Origin of the sequence: Actinoplanes sp. NPDC051494, assembly GCF_044454705.1 — a bacterium.
Lineage (GTDB): Bacteria > Actinomycetota > Actinomycetes > Mycobacteriales > Micromonosporaceae > Actinoplanes.
Genome location: NZ_JBITDZ010000004.1, coordinates 259,383 through 279,164, shown reverse-complemented (window position 1 = coordinate 279,164; position 19,782 = coordinate 259,383). Strand labels below are relative to the sequence as shown.

The window sequence follows — 19,782 nt, the reverse complement described above, 5'->3', positions numbered from 1 at the left end:
ACTCCGTGACTTCATCGGGAAAGAGCTGAATTGATGGACAAGGCCCCCCGGTCATCCGTGCTGAGCGGCTTCTGGAGCGTGCTGGCCGGCGCGGTGTTCCTCGCCGGCCTGCTGATCTGGCTGCACCCGGTCGTCGATCCGGGGGAGTGCCCCAACCTCGGCGGCAACGGCAACGCCAGCGCGTTCGCCGACCCGGTCTGGGATTCCTACCTGCCGGTCCTGGCACTCGGCTGGGTGATCCTCGTGCTGGCGGAGCAGGCCCTGCCGGTCACCTGGCGCGGCCGGGGCGGCGCGGAGGTCGCGGTGCGCGGGGGCACCGCCGTCCTGGGCACGATCACGCTCTGCTGCTGCGTGCTCGTCCCGTTCCTGACGGTCTGCCGGTGACCCCGCGCCGCGGTGGCTACTTGCTGACGGCCTGCAGGGCCTTCTGGATCACGGCGACGACCTCGGCCGGGCGCGCCACCATGACCAGGTGCGACGAGTCCAGCTCGACGATGTCCGCACCGGCCCGCTGGTAACCGAAACGCTGCACGTCGGGGTTGATGGCCCGGTCGGCGGTGGCGACCACGGCCCACGACGGCTTGGTCTTCCACGCAGCGGCCGGCGCGGGCTCACCGAAGGCCTGGGCGGCCAGCGGGCGCTGGGAGACCGCGAGTACCCGGGTCACGGCGGTGTCGACCTCGGCGGCGAAGATCGCCGGGAACTTCTCGACGTCGACCGAGACGTCGATGCCGTCCTCGCCCCCGGCCACCGGGAACGGCGTGTAGACCAGCGCGGTGGCCAGATCGGCGTCGGCGAACCCGCTCTGGAGCTGCCCCAGGCTCTCGCCCTCGGCCAGGGCGTAGCCGGCGAGGTAGACCAGACCGGCGACGTTGTCCTCGGTGCCGGCGACGGTGATGACCGCGCCGCCGTACGAGTGGCCGACAAGCAGGACCGGTCCCTCGATCTGGCGCACGATCGAGGCAAGATAGGCGGCGTCGCCGCTGAGGCTGCGGTTCGGCGAGCCGGGGGCGATCACCTTCACGCCGCTGTCGAGCAGTGCCGGAATGACCGCGGCATAGCTGGAGGCATCGGCGAAAGCACCGTGGACAAGGACGACGGTCGGGGTGGACATGATTCTCCCTCGGTTGGGCACATGCGGAACGGGTTCGTTACCGAGCAACCTAGGAACCGCCAGTGGACGAATAGTGAATTCGCCACCGGGAACGGCTCGAGGGCCCGCTACAGGGTCATGCTGGATCACTTCGTCGACGACGTACGCGCGAACGCCCCGGCCGTCATCACCGAGCTCCGCGCCGACCTGCCCGCCGCCGTCTGCCACGACGAGTTGTTCTTCATCGGTTCGTCCGTGGCGGGACTTCTCGGCGTACCGGAGATCCGTCTGGTCCCGCACTTCGCGGAGAACGCCCACGTCTCGCTGGCCGCCCGCATGGTGCCGTTCGGGCTCGACCCGGGTGACGAGCGACTGGCCGCTTTCGGGCAGAACGCGTTCCGCCTGGCCCAGGAGATCGGCCCCGCGCGTGATCCGGCGGCGTCGGCACCGAGACTCCCGGCCGTCCGCAGCCGGGCGGGTGGGTCCCGCCGGCCGGCCGCGTGGTGTACGTGTCGCTCGGCACCGTCCTGAGCAACCGGCCGGATTTCCACCGGTTGTGCGTGGAGGCGTTCACCGGGACCGACTGGCACGTCGTGGTGTCCGCCGGTGACCGGGCCGATCTCGGTGACCTGGTGGTGCCGCCGAACGTCGAGTTCGGCCGGTCGTTCCCCCAGCGTCAGGTGCTTCGGCATGCCGCCGTCTTCGTCTCGCACGCGGGCATGAACTCGCTGATGGAGGCGCTCGCCGAGCGGGTGCCGGTGGTGGCTCTGCCGCTCACCCCGGAGCAGGCTCTCAACGCCGCCCGGCTGGCCGAGGTGGGGGCCGGCCGGGTCGCCGACATCGCGACGCTCACCGCCGGGCACCTGCGCGAGCTGGTCGAGCGGACCGCCGCCGACCCGGGTGTGGCACAGGTCCTGGACCAGCGGTTCGGGCCCCGGACGAGCACCGGCGGAGCACGGCTGGCGGCCGACGTGGTCGAGGCCGCCGTCAGAGCGGGCTGACGGCGGCCGACCCTGACAGGAACCGTTCGGCGCGGTCGGCGAACAGGTGCGCCCCGCGCGCGGCGGACCGGGCCCGGGCCAGCTCCGCGGCGGTGCGGACGGCGGCCGGCGCCTCGCCGCGGGCCGCGAGCAGGCGGGCCCGGACCAGCGGCAGCAGGCCCTCGGCGTAACGCTGGCCGTGCTCGTCCAGGGCCCGCTCGGCGGCGGCGAGGGCGGCGCCGGCCCGGTCCGGACGGTCGGCCGCCAGCCACATCTCGGCGATCAGCGCGAGGTGGAACGCGACGGCCCAGCGCGGCGGGTCGAGCAGGGTCGCGGCCAGCAGGCGTTCGGCCTCCGCGGCCGCGCCGGCCGGGTCGTCGCCGGTCAGGGCGCGGGCCCAGCACCAGCTCTGCCGCAGGTAGTCGACCTGGATGAAGAAGTGCTCGGGGTTCGCGGCGAGCCAGCGGTGCACCGCCCGCAGCGCCCAGGCGGGATCGCCGGCCATGGACGCGACCATCGAGGCGTAGTGGGCCCAGATCGAGATCGCGTACGGATCGTCCGCCGCGCTGATCTCGATCGCGTCGAGCAGTGTCCGCGAGGTGTCGAGGTCACCGTGCAGAGCGGCCAGCGTCGCCTGCCACACCGGCCAGAGCATGAGCAGGTCATGGCGCAGGGGATTCTCCTCTCGGCCGGCGATGATCGGACCGTTCGTCCCCAGCAGCCGGTAGGCCTCGGCGATATCGCCCCGGTCCCACCGCCGCGGCGCGCCGGCGAGCAGGCCGTACCGGCGTACGTCCGGGTCGGTGCTGGTCTTCCCGGCACTGACCAGCTGGTGGGCCAGCTGTCCACGGTCCGGTTGATAGGTATGGCTGGCGCCCACGAAGCGGGAGAAGAGGAAGTCGGCGGCCTCGGCCTCGCGGCCCAGGTCCCGGGCGAGGCTTTCGGCGCGTTCCAGGATCTCGACCGTCGAGCCGCCGTACCCGGTCCGCCGCCGGACCACCGTGACGAGCAGCGACAGCGCGGTCAGCTCCAGCTCGGCGAGACCCGCCGTGCGCGCGAGGTGCACCGCGGACAGCAGGTGACGCCGTGCGCCGTCGAACGCGGACCGGGTCGCCGCGCGTCGCCCGGCGCGCATCAGCGCGTCCGCGGTCCGGGCCGGGTCCGCGAGCGGGCCGGCCGCGACCAGGTGGTGGGCGAGCCGTTCGGCCAGGGACTCGTCATCGGTCTCGGTGCGGTCGAGCGCGTCCGCGATGCTCAGGTGCAGACCGCCCACCCGGTGCGCGGGCATCGTCCCGGTGACCGCCTCCCGGACGAGGTCGTGGGCGAAACCGACCGTGAACGGGTCGTCCGGGGCGGGTACGAGCAGTCCGAGCCCCTCCAGGCGCTCCAGCCGTTCGAGGCAGTCCGGGATGCCGGCGCCGGTGGCGTGGGCGAGCAGCCGGAGCCCGGCACCGCGGCCGATGAGCGCGGCGACCTGCACCAGGCGGGTGGCGCACCCGTCGAGGCCGGACATCCGGTCGAGGACCACGTCCCGGACGCTGGAGGGTACGCCGGCCCGGGCCACGCTCTGCTCGGTCAGCTCACCACCGGCGGCGAGCAGCCGCGACAGCTCGCGGACGAAGAAGGGATTGCCGGCGGTCCGGGCGTGGATGCCGAGCACCGCCGGCGACCCCGGGTCGTGGCCGGTCTCGTGCCGGACCAGTTCGGCGACCTCGGCCGGATCGAGCCGGTCGAGCCGCACCCGGTGATGCCCGGGCACCCGGCTGGCGGCGGCGAGCGTCCGGGACAGCTCGGTACCGGGGGCTGGGGCCCGGTCGCGGAGCGCGCCGAGGATGACCGTCCCGGCCGGGAGCCGCCTCGCCACATGGGCGAACAGGTGCAGCGAGGTGTCGTCGGCCCACTGCAGGTCATCGATCACGAGCACCACCGGCTGCAGCGCAGCGGCCTGGCCGAGGAGCGCGACGACCTGTTCGAACATGCGGAACTGGGTGCCGTTGTCCGGCATCGACGGGGTGGTCGCGTACGGATCGTGCGGCTCGACGAGCCGGCCGAGCTCCCCGCCGAGCCAGCTCTCCCGGGCGGCGGCCGGCAGCCGGTCGAGAAGCGTGCTGATCGCGCGTTCCCACGGCCACATCGACGGCGTCGCGTCACCGTCCAGACAGGAGCTCCGGACGACGAACGCGCCGCGCCGGGCGGCTTGCGTGGTGGCCTCGTCGAGCAGCCGGGTCTTGCCCACGCCCGGTTCGCCCTCCACGATGCCGAGCCCGGTGCCGCCGGTGATCGCCAGCTCGGTGGCCCGGTGCAGCACCGCGAGTTCCGCGACCCGGCCGACCAGCCCGGTCGTGCTCGCCGCGCCGGGGCGCGGGGCCAGGATCGCACGGTGGGCGGCCCGCAGCGCCGGTCCGGGTGCGATGCCGAGGTCGCCGTCGAGACGGTCCCGGACGGTCTCGTACGCCGACAGTGCCTCGTCGCGGTGCCCGGCGGCCAGCAGCGCGTCGATGAGGGCGACGTGCACCGGTTCGTGCAGCGGGGCCATGGCGACGGCGGTGGCGAGGGGGCGCAGCACCGTCCCCGGCCGGCGGTGGGTGACGGCGAGCGCGGCCGCCGTGCAACAGGCCGCGAGGAACTCGCTGTCGAGGGCGGCGAAGACCGGCGCGGCGGCCGGCCGGTGGGCCGGGCCGGCCCCGGCGGGACCGCGCCAGAGCTCCAGCGCCTCGGCGTACCGGTCGATGGCCTCGTCGTGGCGGCCCTGGGCGGCCGCGGTCGCGGCGCCGGCGGTGAGCTCGCGGAACGTGATCAGGTCGAGGGTTCCCGGCCCGGCCGAGAAGACGTAGCCGGGGCCGCTGCGATGCAGGTGGGAACCGATCGCCCGGGCGGGGAGACCGGGCTCGAGAATCCGTCGCAGAGAACCGATGTACTTGTGGATGACGTTGCGGGCGCTGGCCGGTGCGTCGTCGCCCCAGAGGAGATCGATGAGCTCGGGGATGCCGATCGGCTCGCCCGCGCGGGCGAGCAGCAGCGCCAGCAGGCACGCCTGCTGCCGGGGTCCCGGATCGAGGTCGACGCCGTCGCGCCGGATCCCCAACCGGCCCAGGATCCGAAGGCGCAGCAGCATGTGCCTCATCTTAGGGAGACGCTTGTTGACGGGCAGTTGACGGATCGTGGCTCCGGACGCCATCGACCAATCATGTCCTCAGGCGGTGCCGTATTCATCTCGATACTTTGGTATCGCCGAGTTGAAATACGCTGAATGGACGACGGTGCCGGTGACCGACCCGATTCACAATCCGTCAACGATCTGTAAAGTCGCGCTACTTATGCTGGCAGGTTGCCAGGCATCGCACCCATCCAGAAGGGCTTGTGCGGTACTGATAATCATCGTAGATGTCATTTGTTCAACGGCGAGTCGACGTGGTGACGCGTCGAAATGGGGGAATGAGATTTGTCCGCAGCGATCAGTGTTTTGCGCACCCGTGGCCGGGTCCAGCCGCCCGCCGCCGGTGCCTTGCGATTCCAGATCCTCGGGCCGCTTCGGCTCTGGCGTGACGGTGTCGAACTGGACATCGGTCCCCGGCAGCAGTGTTGCCTGCTCGCGCTCTTCCTCGCCCGGGAGGGCCGGCCGATCAGCACCGGTGACCTGGTCGAGCTCGTCTGGGACGAGAACGCGCCGGCGAGTGCTCTCAACGTCATCCACAAGTACGTCGGAGCGCTGCGCCGGCTGATGGAGCCCGACCTGGCGGCCCGGTCGGCCGGCTCGCACCTGCTGCGGCACGGCAACGGCTACCTGTTCACGGCCGGCCCCGGCATGCTGGACCTGGCCGCGTTCCGCGGATTCGTCGTCGCCGCCCGGACGGAGCTGCTGGCGCAACGCCGCGACGAGGCGCTGGACAACTACGTCGAGGCCCTGCGGCTGTGGCACGGGCCCGCCGGCGGCACCTCGGTGTACGGATCGGCCGCCACGTCCATCTTCGCGGCGCTGGACGGGGAATTCCTGGACGTGTGCACCGCCGCGGCGGAGCTCGCGGTGACGCTGCGGCAGCCCGCACGGGTGCTCGCGGCCCTGCGGACGGCCGCCGCCATGGCGCCGCTGCACGAGCCGGTGCAGGCGAGTCTCGTCGCCACCCTCGCCGCCGCCGGCCAGCAGGCCGAGGCGCTGTCGGTGTTCCAGGCGGTCCGCGAGCGTCTCGCCGACGACCTGGGGATCGACCCCGGTCACGCGCTGCAGGCGGTGTACCTGCGGGTGCTGAGCCAGACCGTGATGCCCGCCCCGGTGCCGGGCGGCGAGCCGCGCGCGGAGGCGGCGACCCCGGGCTCCTGGTCCGCCACCGCGTCCCTGGCACCGGCGCAGCTGCCGCCCGACCTGCCCACGTTCGTGGGCCGCGCCGACGAGCTCGCGGCGCTGTCGCGGATGTTCGACGCGCTGTGCCAGGGGAACCGCACCTCGCCGCTGATCGTGGCGATGGACGGGATGGGTGGCGTCGGCAAGTCCACCCTGGCCGCCCACTTCGCCCACATGGTCACCGACCGGCTCACCGACGGCCAGCTGTACCTGGACCTGCGGGGCCACGAGGACGAGAGCGTGCCGGCCGCCGACGCGTTGCGGTCGCTGCTGTCGTCGCTCGGCGCGGAGGAGTCCGGCATCCCCGACTCGGTCGACGCCCGGACCGCGACCTACCGCAGCTTCACCGCCGGCAAGCGGATCCTCATCCTGCTGGACAACGTACGCGACGTCGCGCAGGTGCGCCCGCTGCTGCCCAACTCGGCGGAGAGCCTGGTCCTCGTGACGAGCCGGCGGCCGCTGGTCGGCCTCGCGGCGCTGGACGGGGCCCACCTGCTGCACATCGACCTGCCCGACATGTCGTCGGCCCGGGCCCTGCTGAAGCGGCGGCTGGAACGCTCGTCGCACCGGCCCGGGGCGGAGCTCGCCTCGTCGGCCGACGTGCTCGAGGAGATCATCGAGCTGTGCGGCCGGCTGCCGCTGGCGCTGGCGATCCTGGCCGGCCGGCTGAGCGCCCGCCCGCGGCTCTCGCTCGCCGCGGTCGCCGCCGAGTTGCGCGACGACGCCCGCAAACTCGCCGCCTTCCCCGGTGGCAGCGGCGTCAGCGATCCCCGGGCGGCGTTCGCGTGGTCGTACCGTCAGCTCAGCCCGGACGCGGCCCGGCTCTTCCGGCTGACCTCCGCGGCGCTGGCGCCGGGTATCTCGGCCGAGGCGTGCGTCAGCCTGTTCGGTGAACGCCCGCAGATCATCGACGCCCTGCTGCAGGAGCTCACCGAGGCCGCACTGCTGGACGAGGACGACAAGGGCCGGTTCTCCTCGCACGTACTGGTCAAGGCGTACGCGCAGGAGGTCTTCCTGGCCGAGAAGTCCGAACCGGACCGCAGGGCCGCGCACACCCGGCTGTTGCAGCACTACCTGCACAGCAGCTACCACGCCGTGGTCATGCTGTCGCCGCGACGGTGGCCGATCGCACCGCCGCCGGCGTCGGCGGGCGTCGTCCCGGAGCGGCCGGGCGACTACGACAGCGCGATGCAGTGGTTCGAGAATCACTACGAGGTGCTCAACGAAGCCGTACGTCACGCGGCCGACCTGGGATTCGGTGTCGTCCCCTGGCAGCTCGCCCTGACCCTGCAACCGTCGCTGCAGTGGAGCGGCCGGTTCCACGACTGGCAGGACGTCATGCGGGTCTCGTTGCGGGCCGCGCTCGACAACGGCGACCGGGTCGGCGAGGCACACGCCCTGCGGAGCCTGGCCGGCGCCCGGCACTCCTTCGGCGACAACGAGGAGGCGGTCGAGCTGCTGAAGGCCGCCCAGCAGATCTTCGCCGAGCACGCCATGCTCCCCGAGCAGGGCATCGTCCACACCAACTTCCACCGGATCTACAGCGAGCTCGGCCGGCACGAGGACGCTCTGCAGGAGAACGAGAAGGCGCTGGCCCTGTACCGTGCCGCCGGCAACGAGCAGGCGGAGGTGTGGGCCCTGGAGGCGCGCGGGCGGTCCCTGGTCCAGCTCGGCGCTTTCGACGAGGCGAGGGACGCCCTGGAGAAGGCGCTCGCGCTCAACCAGAAGTCCGGCCGCAAGACCGACGAACCCGAGATCCGGATGTACACCGCGCAGTACCTCGTGCAGATGGGCCGCCCGCTCGACGCCGCGGATCAACTCGACCAGGCCCTGCGCGCCGCGGTCGGTACGAAGAACAAGGTGGACATCTTCCAGGCCTCGACGCTGCTCGCGGACGTCATGATGTCCGTCGGCGACGTGCCCGGCGCGACCCGGGCGTGGCGCGGTGCCTGCGACGTCATGCAGGACATGCAGAACGGGGGGACCCAGAACATGCGCGACGCGGTCTACCGCCTCGGCACCAGGATCGCCGAGGCGACCGGGGCCTGAGCCGGGGGGATCTCCGGGGTCTGACACCGTCGGCAGACCCCGGAGATCGCTCACGGGCGGGCTCAGGCCGTCTCGGTGATCGGCTTGTCCACCCAGCTCATCATCGCGCGCAGGCTGCGGCCGGTCTCCTCGATCGGGTGCGCGGCGCTCTCCGCACGCCACGTCGTGAAGCGGGGCCGGCCCGCCTCGTCCTCGGCGATCCACTCCCGGGCGAACTCCCCGGACCGGATCTCCGCGAGGATGCGGCGCATCTCGTCCTTCACCCGGGCGTCGACCACCCGGGGACCACGGCTGTAGTCACCGAACTCGGCGGTGTCGGAGATGCTGTACCGCATCCGCGCGATGCCACCCTCGTACATGAGGTCGACGATGAGCTTCAGCTCGTGCAGGCACTCGAAGTAGGCGATCTCCGGGGCGTACCCGGCCTCGGTCAGCACCTCGAAGCCGGTCTGCACGAGCGCGGTCACCCCGCCCGCCAGCACCGCCTGCTCACCGAACAGGTCGGTCTCGGTCTCGTCCTTGAAGGTGGTCGCGATGGCACCCGCCCGGGTGCCGCCGATGGCCTTGGCGTACGACAATGCCAGCTCCCGCGCGCGGCCGGTGGCGTCCTGCTCCACGGCGACCAGCACGGGTACGCCCTTGCCGTCCACGAACTGGCGGCGCACCAGGTGTCCCGGCCCCTTCGGGGCGATCATCGCCACGTCGACCTCGGCCGGCGCGGTGATGAACCCGTACCGGATGTTGAACCCGTGGGCGAACAGCAGCGCGTCGCCCGCCTGGAGGTTCGGCGCGACGGCCTCGGCGTACAGCGTGCGCTGCGTGGTGTCCGGGGCCAGCACCATGATCACGTCGGCCCAGGCGGACGCCTCCGCCGGGGTGAGCACGGGCAGGCCCTGCTCGGTGGCCTTGGGGCGGCTCCGCGAACCCTCCGGCAGCCCGATGACGACCTCGACGCCGGAGTCACGCAGCGACAGCGCGTGCGCGTGCCCCTGGCTGCCGTAGCCGAGGACCGCGACCCGGCGTCCCTGGATCAGGGACAGGTCCGCGTCGTCGTCGTAGAAAACCTCGATGGACATGTTTGCCTTTCCCGGCCGGTGACAGCGTGCCGGAAAACCCTATGGGCGCCCAATGAACAAGCACTGGACCGGCAGAATCCCGGACGCCACGATGTCCATTCGCTGTCCACTCCCGGCACATATCCGCGCGTCATCGCTTTTGTCGACGACCTCCCGATGACCGCGACCGGTAAACCCCGCAAGCGTGATCTCCGATGACGGTGTTACGTCAGGGTAATGGCTGCTTCGACGGTCAGTGAAAATCAACTGCTGTGCGGCATGCTCGGCCGTCGGGCCGTTCGAGTCGGCATCGGAGGGCTGAGGAGCCGGCACATGCATGCGAGACAGGAAAGTACGCACGAGGTCCGGGTGGGGGACATTTCCCTCCTGTGCCATATTCGGGGCCGGGGTCCGATCTGTGTGGCGCATCCCGGGGGCCCGGGAATGCACTGGGAATACCTGCGGATGCCGTTGGTCGAACGGGATCTGACGATGGTCTACCTGGAACCGGTGGGCACCGGCGGATCGGATCGGCTGCCGGCCGGCACCGGGTACGACCTCGCCACCTATACCGGGCACCTGGCCGCGGTCGCCGATGCGTTCACCGCCGGCCCGGTGTTCGTCCTCGGTCACGGGCACGGGGGTTTCGTGGCCCAGAGTCTCGCTCTGCGGCTGCCGCAGCGGGTTGCCGGCCTGATCCTGTACGCGACGGCACCCCTGGCGGACGAACGGACCCGGGCCGCCGCGGTGGACTGTCTGCGTACCCGTGCGGGCGAGCAGATCGTCGCCGCCTACGACCGGCGGCCCGGCGACGACGTGCGGCAGGAGACCGGCCGGCTGCGGGAGATCCTCCCCGCCTACTTCGCCGACCACCGGCGCCGGGAGCCCGCGTTCGAGGCCCTGCGGGCGGCGGCGCGTCGCTGGCCGCGGCCGGTCGCCGAGTTCGACCCCGTCTTCGACGTCCGCGCCGAGCTGCCCTCGCTCAGCACCCCGGCCCTGGTGCTGGCCGGAGCGTACGACTTCGCCTTCGGGCCGGGCGCGGCGGCGATGTTCCGTCCGGTGCTCCCGGGCGCCACCGTCCGGGTGTTCCGGGAGAGCGGGCACTTCCCGCACGTCGAGGAGCCGGAGCGGTTCGCCCGCGTGGTGCGGGACTTCACCGGGAGCGCGTCCGCCCACCGGCCGGCCGGGTGGTAACGGGTCAAGTGGGTGTACAGAGGGTGCTGACTACGCTGGCCCCCGCGATCGGGGACGAGCGAGGGGGAGGGCCGACGATGACGGCGGATCGAGCGGCGCAGGCGTTGGTCGACGCGGTGGCCCGGCTGGTCGCGGTGACCCCGGCCGGCTGGTCGACCGGGCGCGGGAACGTCCGGGGACTGGCCGGCGGGTCGGCCGTCGCGTCGCTCAACGCCGTGGTGAGCACCGCGGCGGAACCGGACCCGGCGGCGCTCGACGCGGTCGCCACCGAGCTCGGCGCGCTCGGCCTGCCCTGGTCGATCCTGGTCCGGGAGGCCGCGGGTGACGCGGTCGCCGCGGTGGCCGCCCGCCACGGGCTCTCCCACCGCGACGAGTCGCCGCTGATGGTCTGCGACGCGGGTGACGCGGTGCTGACGTCCGACGAGCACCGGAGCACGCTGATCCACCGGGTCGGCGCGGCCCGCAGCGACGCGTACACCGCGGCACTGGCCGCGGGTTTCGGCGTGCCCGACGGCGTCTTCGGATCCCTGATGGGCGGCGGGGTCCTCGATGCCCCGGGGTTCACGGGCTACCTGGCCGGGGAGCCCGGGGGCCCGGTGGCCACCGGCCTGGGGGTCACCGGCCACGGGATGGTCGGCGTCTTCAACATCACGGTCGACCCGTCCCGGCGCGGTCACGGGCTCGGCCGGGCGATGACCGCCCGGGTGCTGGCCGACGGCTTCGCCGCCGGTTGCACCACCGCGTACCTCCAGACCAGCGAGGACGGCAGGGCTTTGTACGAATCCATGGGCTTCCGGCTCGTGGAGAACTGGGCGGTCTTCACCACGGGCGCGTGATCGCGCCGGCAACAGGAGTTCGTATGATCGGCAATCTCAGTCCGGGCACCCACGGTTTCACGGTGGCCGGCACCCGGCAGGTGTACCACGTGGCCGGTTCCGGGCCGGTGCTCGTCGCCCATTCCGGTGGGCCCGGCGTCGACTTCTCCTACCTGCGCTCCCCGGCGCTGGAGGAGCATTTCACCATCGTGTATCCGGAGCCGGTTGGCACCGGGGATTCCGGCCGGTTGCCCGAGGGCGCGAGCTTCGTGGCGACGTACGCGGAATTCCTGGCCGCTCTGATCGACCACCTGGACGTGCCGCGGGTCTTTCTTCTCGGGCACTCGCACGGCGGCCTGGTGGCGATGCGGTACACGCTGGATCACCCGGACCGGGTCGCGGGACTGTTCCTCTACAGTTCCCCGGCATCGACCTTCCCGGAATTCTGGGCGGACACGGAACGCACCACCGCCGAATACCTGCAGCGCAACGCCGGCAACCCGGAGGCGGCCGCGGCGGTCGCGGCGCTCGGCGGGTTCTACGGGTCCACGGACGCGGAGAAAACGGCCCACCTGCGGGCCTGCCTGCCGGTCTACTTCGCCGATTTCTGGGGCCGGCAAGCGGAATTCAAGGACCTGCGGGACGCCGTACGGGCCTGGGCGGTCGATTTTGCATCGAGGGTCTTCGACATCCGTGCGGAACTGCCGTCGATCGGCGTCCCGACGGTGGTGCTCACCGGTCGCTACGACTTCATCTGCGGTCCGGTCTGGGCGACGATGCTGCACGAGGCGATTCCCGGCTCCCGGCTAGTGATCCTGGAGAACAGCGGGCATTTCGGCCAGCTCGAGGAACCAGGTGCCTTCGACGCGGCGGTGCTGTCGCTGCTGCCGAGTTTCGAGGACCGGGTACGGGCCACGTTCCGGCGCGGCGACAGCGCCGAGGTGCTGCGGATGGCCCGGGCGGAGGTCGACCGGGCGCGCGCGGCCGGGGAACCGGGCGGTGAGGTGGAAGGGCTCTACGCCCAGGCGCGGGTCGCTATCCGGGGCGGGGACCTGCAACGCGCGCAGGAGCTGGCCTCCGCGGCGCTGGACGTCGCGGTGCGGGCCGGTGACCGGCGGCTGGAGGAGCGCCCGCGGCACGTGCTCGCCGCGGTGGCGCGGGTGGCCGGGAAATACGCCGAGGCCCGCGAGCTGTACCTCGCCAGTATCGCGTTGAACAAGGAGCTGGGACAGCCGGAGACGGTCAACTCCGAATTGCACAACCTGGCCTTCACCGAGTTGCATCTCGGCAACCTCGACCGGGCCCGCGACCTGTTCCTCGCCGGCCGGGAACGGGTCTTCCTGGAAGGGTACGACTCCTTCGTACCGTACCTGTGTGTCGCCGCCGCGGCGCTCGCGTCGGCCGAGGGTGACCACGCGCTGACCGCCCGGATGATCGGCCTGACCGACGCCGCCTACGCCGCGATCGGGCAGGTACCCGACCCGGACGACGCGCTCGAGGTGGCGGCGGCGAGACGGTCGGCGGTGGCGGCGCTCGGCGCGGAGGGCTTCCGGCGGGAGTACGACGCGGGCGCCGCCACGACCCCCGCCGTGGCATTCGGTTTCGATCCGATCGCGCACGAGTGACATAAGTTTCCGTCAAGTTCGTTTCCACAATCGCGCACTAGGGTTGCCCGGAATTCGCAATGTGCGGCGATAAACTGTGGGAGCGGGGATCACCATTCAGCGCGACAACACCCGGCCGGCCGCACGGTTGCGCTTGCAGATCATGGGGCCGTTACGCGTCTGGCGCGGGGATGTCGAACTGGAGGCGGGACCCCGCCAGCAGCGGTGCCTGCTGGCGCTGCTGGCGGCCCGGGTGGGCAGCCCGATCACGATGACCGATCTCGTCGACCTGATCTGGGGACCGGACGCGCCCACCAGCGCGGTGAACGTCATCCACAAGTACATCGGCATGCTGCGCCGCATGTTCGAGCCCGAGCTGCCGTTGCGGGCGCCGGGGACCTATCTGGTGCGGCACGGCAACGGATACCGCTTCACCGCCGGGCCCGAGACACTCGACCTCGTCGCGTTCCGGCGGTCGGTCGCCGCGGCGCGGTCGTGCACCGACCGGGACCAGCTCGACGAGGCGCTGGACCATTACACCGACGCTCTGCGGCTCTGTCACGGGTCCACCGCGGACAGTCTGGCCGACAGCTCACCGGCCGTGGCGACCTTCGCCCGCATCGACGGGGAATTCTTCGACGCGACCGTCGCGGCGGCCGGGATCGCCGTGCGGGCCGGCCGGCCGGCGCAGGTCCTCGCACCCCTACGGGTGGCCGCGAACCTCGGCCGCCTGCACGAGCCGGTGCACGCGAGCCTGGTCACGGCCCTGGCCGCCGCCGGGCACCAGGCCGAGGCCCTGGCCACGTACCGCAGGATCCAGGAACGTCTCGCGGACGAGCTGGACATCACCCCGGGCGGCGACCTGCGGGAGGCGCAGCGGCGGGCGCTGACCCCCACCGTCGCGCCGGCCGCCGCGCCCCCACCGGAGCCCCAGGCGGTGCCGGTGGTGCGCCCGGCGCAGCTGCCGCCGGACCTGTCGCTGTTCGCCGGGCGCACCACCGAGCTCACCGTGCTCGGTGACCTGGTCGCCGCCGCCGGCGAGGAGCAGCGGACCGGCCCGATGGTGGTGGCCGTCGACGGGATGGGCGGGGTGGGGAAGTCCACGATGGCGGTGCACTTCGCCCACCTCGTCGCGGGCCGGTTCACCGACGGGCAGCTCTACCTCGACCTGCGTGGGCACCTCGGCCGGCAGGAGAGCGTGCCGGCCGGGGAGGCCCTGCGCTCCCTGCTGTGCGCGCTCGGGGTCCGGGCGCCGGACGTGCCGGACACCTTCGACGCGCTGATCGGCATGTACCGCAGCCTGACCGCGGACAAGCGGGTCCTGCTGCTGCTGGACAACGTCCGGGACCCCGAGCAGGTCCGGCCGTTGCTGCCCAGTTCCGCGGCCGGTCTGGTGCTCGTCACCAGCCGTCATCCGCAGCTGGGCCTCGCCGTGTTCGACGGCGCCCGCCTGCTCCACGCGTCGGTGCCCGGCCTGCCGGAGGCCCGGGAGATGATCCAGCGGCGGCTCACCGTGCTGAACCGGCCGCCGGCCGACCGGGACGCCGAGCTGCTGGACGAGATCATCGAGTTGTGCGGGCGGCTGCCGCTGGCCCTGGCGATCCTGGCCGCCCGGCTCGCGGCCCGCCCGCGGTTGTCGCTGAGCGCCGTCGCCGCGGAATTACGCGACGGCGCCAACCTGCTGCAGGCGTTCTCCGGTGGGCACGGCCTGAACGACCCACGCTCCGCGTTCGCGTGGTCGTACCGTCAGCTGAGCCCCGGCGCGGCCCGGTTGTTCCGGCTGATGTCGGTCACCCCGAACCCGGCGGTGCCGGCCGACGCCTGCGCCAGCCTGTCCGGTCAGGACCCGGAGAGTACGCGGGTACAGTTGCGCGAACTGACCGAGGCGGCCCTGGTGGCCGAGCAGGGAACGGGCCGGTTCGCCTCGCACGTGCTCGTCAAGGCGTACGCCGACGAGTTGTTCCGGGCCGCCGAGTCGCCGGAGCAGCGCCGGGAGGCGATCGGCCGTCTGCTGAACCACTACCTGCTCAGTGGTTCCCACGCGCGGGCGGTGCTGGAGCCCGGTCACGTCCCGGACCCACCGCCCCGGCCGTTGCCCGGTGTGACCCCGGCCCGGCCGGGCACCTGCACCGAGGCGGTCGACTGGTTCGCGACCGAGCACGAGGTCCTCAAGGACGTCGTCCGGATGGCCGCCGACCTCGGGTACGGCATCGTGCCGTGGCACCTCGCCGTCACGATGCGGAACTATCTGCACTGGGCCGGGCTGTTCCAGGACTGGGAGGACGTCATGCGCTCGGCCCTGCTCGGCGCCCGGCAGCAGGGCGACACCATCGGCGAGGCGCACGCCCAGCACGGTCTCGCCGGCGCCCGGTGGTCACTCGGCGCCCACGAGGAGGCGCTCCGGCTGCTCGCCGCGGCCCTGGAGACGTTCCGGCGGCAGGGTCTCCCACGGCCTCAGGCCACCATCCACAGTGACCTGAGCCGGATCCACGACGCGCTCGGTCACCACGACCGGGCGCTGGCCCACAGCGACCAGGCCCGGCGCCTGCACCACACGCTCGGCGACCACCGGGCCGAGGTCACCGACCTGATGGCCGGCGCGAGGTCACTCATGTGCCTGCACCGATCCGGCGAGGCGGTCCGGGCGATGGAGACGGCGCTCGAGGTCGAACAGCCGGACCCCGTCGGGCTGGACCGGGGCGACATCCGGATCGCCATCGCGTACGACCTCGTCGGCATCGGCAGCGCCCGGGAAGCGCTGCGGCACCTCGAACTCTCCGCGGAGAGGTCACCTCAGCCGGGCCTCCGGGCGGCCGAGTCCGACGCACTGCGGCGGCTCATGGAACTGCTCGTCACCACCGGGGACCGGCCCGCAGCCCGGCGGATCCTCGACCGGATCCGGGAGAGCCCGCGGGAGCGGTGACGACTGCCACCGGCCCCGCGGGCGGGGTTTCTACTGGAAGTCGCAGCCTGGGTTGGGGGCGTCCACCGACAGCGCTGAGCCGGTCGGCAGGACGTACAGGACGTCGAGGATGATCGGGACCTTGCCGCGGTTGACGCCGATGTGCACATTGCCGGCACCCGGGGGTTCCTCGATGAAGCTGCCGCGGCGGTAGACCCCGTCGGACTCGCACGTGGCGTCGAAGTGGCTCAGGGTGCCCTGCCTGACCCGGCCGTACAGCGTGCCGAGGTGGCTGTGCCAGCCGGTGGCCTGACCCGGCGGGATGGTGATCTCCCGGAGGATGTAGTCCGTGCCGCCGACCGTGGTCTGCGAGATGATCGTGCCGCTGACCCCCGGGCCGGCCGGCGTGGCCTGCGCCGGCGCGCCCATGGCCAGCACCGCACCCGCGACCGTGACGGCGACGGTGGCGGACCCGATGAGCGTCCTGCGTGTGGTTGATGGAGTTCTCATCGACGGGAGTCAACCAGCGGGCACTTGACGGCCAGTGAATCCCGGTCAGGCCCGGTCCTCGACACGCAGGACGATCTTGCCTCGGGTGTGGCCCTGCTCGGCGTCGCGGTGGGCGGTGGCGACGTCGGCGAGGGGGAGGACCTCGGCGACCTCGACCGTGACCGTGCCGTCGTCGATCAGGGCGGCGATGCGGGCCAGGGCCGGGCCGTCCGGTTCGACGAGGAACGCGCTCGCGCGGACCCCGGCGGCCCTGGCGGCGGAGGCCAGGTCGGGGGAGACGCCGCCGGGTACGGCGATCAGCAGGCCGCCCGGGCGCAATGTCTCGAGGGCGCGGGTGCTGGTGGCGTCGACGGCGTCGCCGACTAGGTCGAGGACCACGTCGACGTCGTGGACCTCCTTCTCGAAGCGGGTGGTGGTGTAGTCGACGACCTCGTCGGCGCCCAGGTCGGTCAGCCACCGCTGGTTGCGGCTGCCGGCGACCGCGATCACGTACGCGCCCAGGTGCTTGGCGAACTGGACCGCGAGGTGCCCGACGCCGCCGGCCGCGGCGGTGATCAGGACCCGCCGGCCGGGCTGCACGGCGGCGGTGTCGACCAGTGCCTGCCACGCGGTCAGCCCGGCCAGCGGCACCGCGGCGGCCTGCTCGAACGACGCGGTGGTGGGCTTGCGGGTGAAGTGGCGGGACGGCGCGGTCACGTACTCGGCGTAGGCGCCGGCCGCCCGCGGGAACCACGGCATGCCGTAGACCTCGTCGCCGGGGGCCAGGGTGGTGACCCCGAAGCCGACCTCCTCGACGACGCCGGCGACGTCCCAGCCGAGGATGAACGGCGGCTCACCGAGCACCCCGGCCATCCCGGTGCCGCCGCGGGTCTTCCAGTCGACCGGGTTGATGCCGGCCGCGTGCACCCGGACCAGCACCTCGGTGGGCAGCGGGGAGGGACGCTCGACGTCCTCGACGGTCAGGGTCTCCGGCCCGCCGAAGGTGTGCTGGCGGACGGCTTTCATGGTGGTGTGCTCGCTCATGGGGACAAGTCTCGGCGCGATGAGCATCGATCGACAGCGGCACGAATGACATTGTGCGTAAGATTCGTGCCATGGTTCATCGCGTCGCTGTCCTCGCCCTCGACGGTGTCATCCCGTTCGATCTCGGCATCCCGGCCCGGGTGCTCGGCGAGGCCCGCGGCTCCGGCGGGGAGCCGCTCTACGAGGTCGTCACGTGTTCGCTGGACGGCGCTCCCGTCCGTACCAATGCCGGGTTCTCGATCCAGGTCTCGCACGACCGGCGGGCGCTCGCCGGCGCGGACACGGTCGTGATCGCCACCCAGGAACCGTCGCGCGCCATGCTCGCCGGTGGGCAGGCCGACGCCGGGGTCGCCGCGGCGTTGCGGTCGCTGAGCCCCGGCACCCGCGTGGTCAGCACCTGCACGTCGGCGTTCGTGCTGGCCGCGGCCGGCCTGCTCGACGGTCTCGAGGCGACCACCCACTGGGCGCTGAGCGACCGCTTCGCCGCGCTGTTCCCGGCCGTCGACATGCGGCCCGACGTGCTGTTCGTCGACGCCGGGCGGGTGCTGACCTCGGCCGGCGCGGCGGCCGGCATCGACTTGTTCCTCCACATCGTCCGCACCGACCACGGCACCACCGTCGCCAACGACGCCGCCCGCCGCTGCGTGGTCGCCCCGTGGCGCGACGGCGGCCAGGCCCAGTTCATCGCCCACCCGACCCCGCCGGAATCGTCGCTGGGCACCGGCCCGACCCGGGCCTGGGCCCTGGAACGGCTGGACCTGCCGCTCACCCTTAGCGAGCTGGCCGGACACGCGAGCATGACGAAACGTACGTTCAGCCGGCGCTTCGTCGCCGAGGTGGGCGTGACCCCGCTGCAGTGGCTGATCGCCCAGCGCGTCGACCGCGCGCGGACCTTGCTGGAGAGCAGCGACCTGCCCGTCGAACGCATCGCCACCGAGGCCGGGTTCGGCAGTGCCACCCTGCTGCGCCAGCACATGCACGCGGTCATGGGGGTCACGCCGCAGCACTACCGCCGTACGTTCCGGGCTCCGGTTGTTTCGTCGTTCTGAAACCCGGAACTCGTAGCATCGGGGGCATGGGTATCGATTTCGCGCCGTCGCAGCGTTCGCGCCTGGGGATCGAGTGGGAACTCGCCTGTGTCGACCGGCGCAGCGGTGAGCTCGCGCCCGCCGGCCCCGAGCTGATCTCCCGGCTGGGCACCTCCTCCGACGCGTTCCCGCACGTCACCGGCGAGCTGCTGACCAACACCGTCGAACTGGTCAGTGCGCCGCACCATCGGGCCCGGGACGCGGTCGCGGACCTCACCGGGCTGCTGGAACGGGTGGTGTCGATCGCCGAGCCGATGGGCGTCGACCTGCTGTCCTCGGGCACGCACCCGTTCAGCCAGTGGTTCCAGCAGCAGGTGACCCCGGACCGGCCGCGTTACGAGACGCTCATCGACCGGACCCGGTGGTGGGGGCGGCAGATGATGATCTGGGGTGTGCACGTGCATGTCGGGGTCGAGGACCGGCGCAAGGTGCTGCCGCTCGTCGACGGGCTGCTCACCTATCTGCCGCACTTCCAGGCGCTGAGCGCGTCGAGCCCGTTCTGGGCCGGGGAGAACACCGGGTACGCGTCCAACCGGGCGCTGATGTTCCAGCAGCTGCCGACCGCCGGGCTGCCGCCGCAGTTCACCGAATGGGCACAGTACGAGTCGATGGTCGCCGACCTGCGGCACACCGGCGTCATCGAGGAGCTCAACGAGCTGCGCTGGGACATCCGGCCGTCCCCGAGATGGGGCACCATCGAGGTCCGCGCGTTCGACGGCATCCCGACCGTCCGCGAGATCGGTGCCGTCGCCGCCCTGACCCAGTGCCTGGTCGAGCACCTCTCCCGGGAGCTCGACGCCGGCCGGGAGCTGCCGAGCCTGCAGCCGTGGTTCGTCCGCGAGAACAAGTGGCGCACCGCCCGCTACGGGATGGACGCCATCATCATCCAGAACGCGGCCGGCGACGAGCGCCTGGTCACCAAGGACCTCGACGAGCTGCTGCCCGCGCTGGCGCCGGTGGCGGAGGCGCTCGGGTGCACGGAGCAGCTCGAGCACGTCCGCGACATCGCCGAGCACGGCGCGAGCTACCAGCGCCAGCACCGGGTCGCGGCGGCCAACCACGGCAGCCTCAAGGCCGTGGTGTCGTCGCTGGTCCGGGAGCTGCGTGAGGGGCGGCCGGTCACCGGCTGA

The 19,782-nt window shown here is 72.4% G+C and carries 15 protein-coding genes; 10 read left to right on the top strand and 5 right to left on the bottom strand.

The annotated features are described in order from the left end of the window. The first annotated feature begins 33 nt into the window (after positions 1-33). Entirely contained in the window at positions 34-384 is a 351-nt protein-coding gene (locus ACIA6A_RS17985; RefSeq protein ID WP_396098796.1) for a hypothetical protein, read from the top strand. A gap of 16 nt (positions 385-400) precedes the next feature. On the opposite strand, the gene ACIA6A_RS17980 is transcribed toward ACIA6A_RS17985, so the two are convergent. Continuing rightward, positions 401-1,114 (bottom strand): alpha/beta fold hydrolase, encoded by a 714-nt coding sequence (locus ACIA6A_RS17980; RefSeq protein WP_396098795.1) that lies wholly within the window; start codon positions 1,112-1,114, stop codon positions 401-403. 117 nt (positions 1,115-1,231) lie between these two features. Between ACIA6A_RS17980 and ACIA6A_RS17975 the strand changes: the two genes are divergently transcribed. Then, positions 1,232-1,624: a hypothetical protein gene (locus tag ACIA6A_RS17975; RefSeq protein WP_396098794.1), complete on the top strand. Its 393-nt coding sequence runs from the start codon at positions 1,232-1,234 to the stop codon at positions 1,622-1,624. Then, the gene (locus tag ACIA6A_RS17970; protein WP_396098793.1) at positions 1,603-2,094 is read left to right on the top strand and encodes a nucleotide disphospho-sugar-binding domain-containing protein; all 492 of its coding nucleotides are present in this window, start codon (positions 1,603-1,605) and stop codon (positions 2,092-2,094) included. The genes ACIA6A_RS17975 and ACIA6A_RS17970 overlap by 22 nt, the downstream gene beginning before the upstream one ends. Here the strand turns inward: ACIA6A_RS17970 and ACIA6A_RS17965 are convergent. Next, positions 2,081-5,188, bottom strand: a complete 3,108-nt coding sequence (locus ACIA6A_RS17965) for an ATP-binding protein (RefSeq protein ID WP_396098792.1) — start codon at positions 5,186-5,188, stop codon at positions 2,081-2,083. The genes ACIA6A_RS17970 and ACIA6A_RS17965 overlap by 14 nt on opposite strands. A 348-nt stretch (positions 5,189-5,536) precedes the next feature. Between ACIA6A_RS17965 and ACIA6A_RS17960 the strand changes: the two genes are divergently transcribed. Further along, a complete protein-coding gene (locus tag ACIA6A_RS17960; protein WP_396098791.1) occupies positions 5,537-8,461 on the top strand; it encodes a BTAD domain-containing putative transcriptional regulator in 2,925 nt (974 codons plus the stop codon). 62 nt (positions 8,462-8,523) lie between these two features. Here ACIA6A_RS17960 and ilvC read toward each other — a convergent pair whose 3' ends face one another. Continuing rightward, complete coding sequence (ilvC, locus tag ACIA6A_RS17955) at positions 8,524-9,537, bottom strand: ketol-acid reductoisomerase (RefSeq protein ID WP_396098790.1); 1,014 nt, start codon at positions 9,535-9,537, stop codon at positions 8,524-8,526. Positions 9,538-9,753: 216 nt separating this feature from the next. On the opposite strand from ilvC, the gene ACIA6A_RS17950 reads away from it, so the two are divergent. The 4 genes from ACIA6A_RS17950 (at position 9,754) to ACIA6A_RS17935 (ending at position 16,052) form a co-directional block, all read left to right on the top strand. Beyond that, on the top strand, positions 9,754-10,710 hold the full coding sequence (locus ACIA6A_RS17950) for an alpha/beta fold hydrolase (RefSeq protein ID WP_396098789.1): 957 nt from the start codon (positions 9,754-9,756) through the stop codon (positions 10,708-10,710). A gap of 77 nt (positions 10,711-10,787) precedes the next feature. Then, the gene (locus ACIA6A_RS17945) at positions 10,788-11,546 is read left to right on the top strand and encodes a GNAT family N-acetyltransferase (protein WP_396098788.1); all 759 of its coding nucleotides are present in this window, start codon (positions 10,788-10,790) and stop codon (positions 11,544-11,546) included. A 23-nt stretch (positions 11,547-11,569) separates the two neighbouring features. Next, the gene (locus ACIA6A_RS17940; RefSeq protein ID WP_396098787.1) at positions 11,570-13,150 is read left to right on the top strand and encodes an alpha/beta fold hydrolase; all 1,581 of its coding nucleotides are present in this window, start codon (positions 11,570-11,572) and stop codon (positions 13,148-13,150) included. Between the two features lie 76 nt (positions 13,151-13,226). Next, positions 13,227-16,052 (top strand): BTAD domain-containing putative transcriptional regulator, encoded by a 2,826-nt coding sequence (locus ACIA6A_RS17935; protein ID WP_396098786.1) that lies wholly within the window; start codon positions 13,227-13,229, stop codon positions 16,050-16,052. A gap of 30 nt (positions 16,053-16,082) precedes the next feature. On the opposite strand, the gene ACIA6A_RS17930 is transcribed toward ACIA6A_RS17935, so the two are convergent. After that, positions 16,083-16,541 (bottom strand): cupin domain-containing protein, encoded by a 459-nt coding sequence (locus tag ACIA6A_RS17930; protein WP_396098785.1) that lies wholly within the window; start codon positions 16,539-16,541, stop codon positions 16,083-16,085. A gap of 45 nt (positions 16,542-16,586) precedes the next feature. After that, positions 16,587-17,564 carry an NADP-dependent oxidoreductase gene (locus ACIA6A_RS17925; RefSeq protein WP_396098784.1) on the bottom strand — a complete coding sequence of 326 codons (978 nt, stop codon included), beginning with the start codon at positions 17,562-17,564 and terminating at the stop codon, positions 16,587-16,589. 71 nt (positions 17,565-17,635) lie between these two features. On the opposite strand from ACIA6A_RS17925, the gene ACIA6A_RS17920 reads away from it, so the two are divergent. Together ACIA6A_RS17920 and ACIA6A_RS17915 are read left to right on the top strand one after the other, a co-directional pair. After that, on the top strand, positions 17,636-18,613 hold the full coding sequence (locus tag ACIA6A_RS17920; protein WP_396098783.1) for a GlxA family transcriptional regulator: 978 nt from the start codon (positions 17,636-17,638) through the stop codon (positions 18,611-18,613). A gap of 26 nt (positions 18,614-18,639) precedes the next feature. Then, positions 18,640-19,782, top strand: a complete 1,143-nt coding sequence (locus ACIA6A_RS17915; RefSeq protein ID WP_396098782.1) for a glutamate--cysteine ligase — start codon at positions 18,640-18,642, stop codon at positions 19,780-19,782.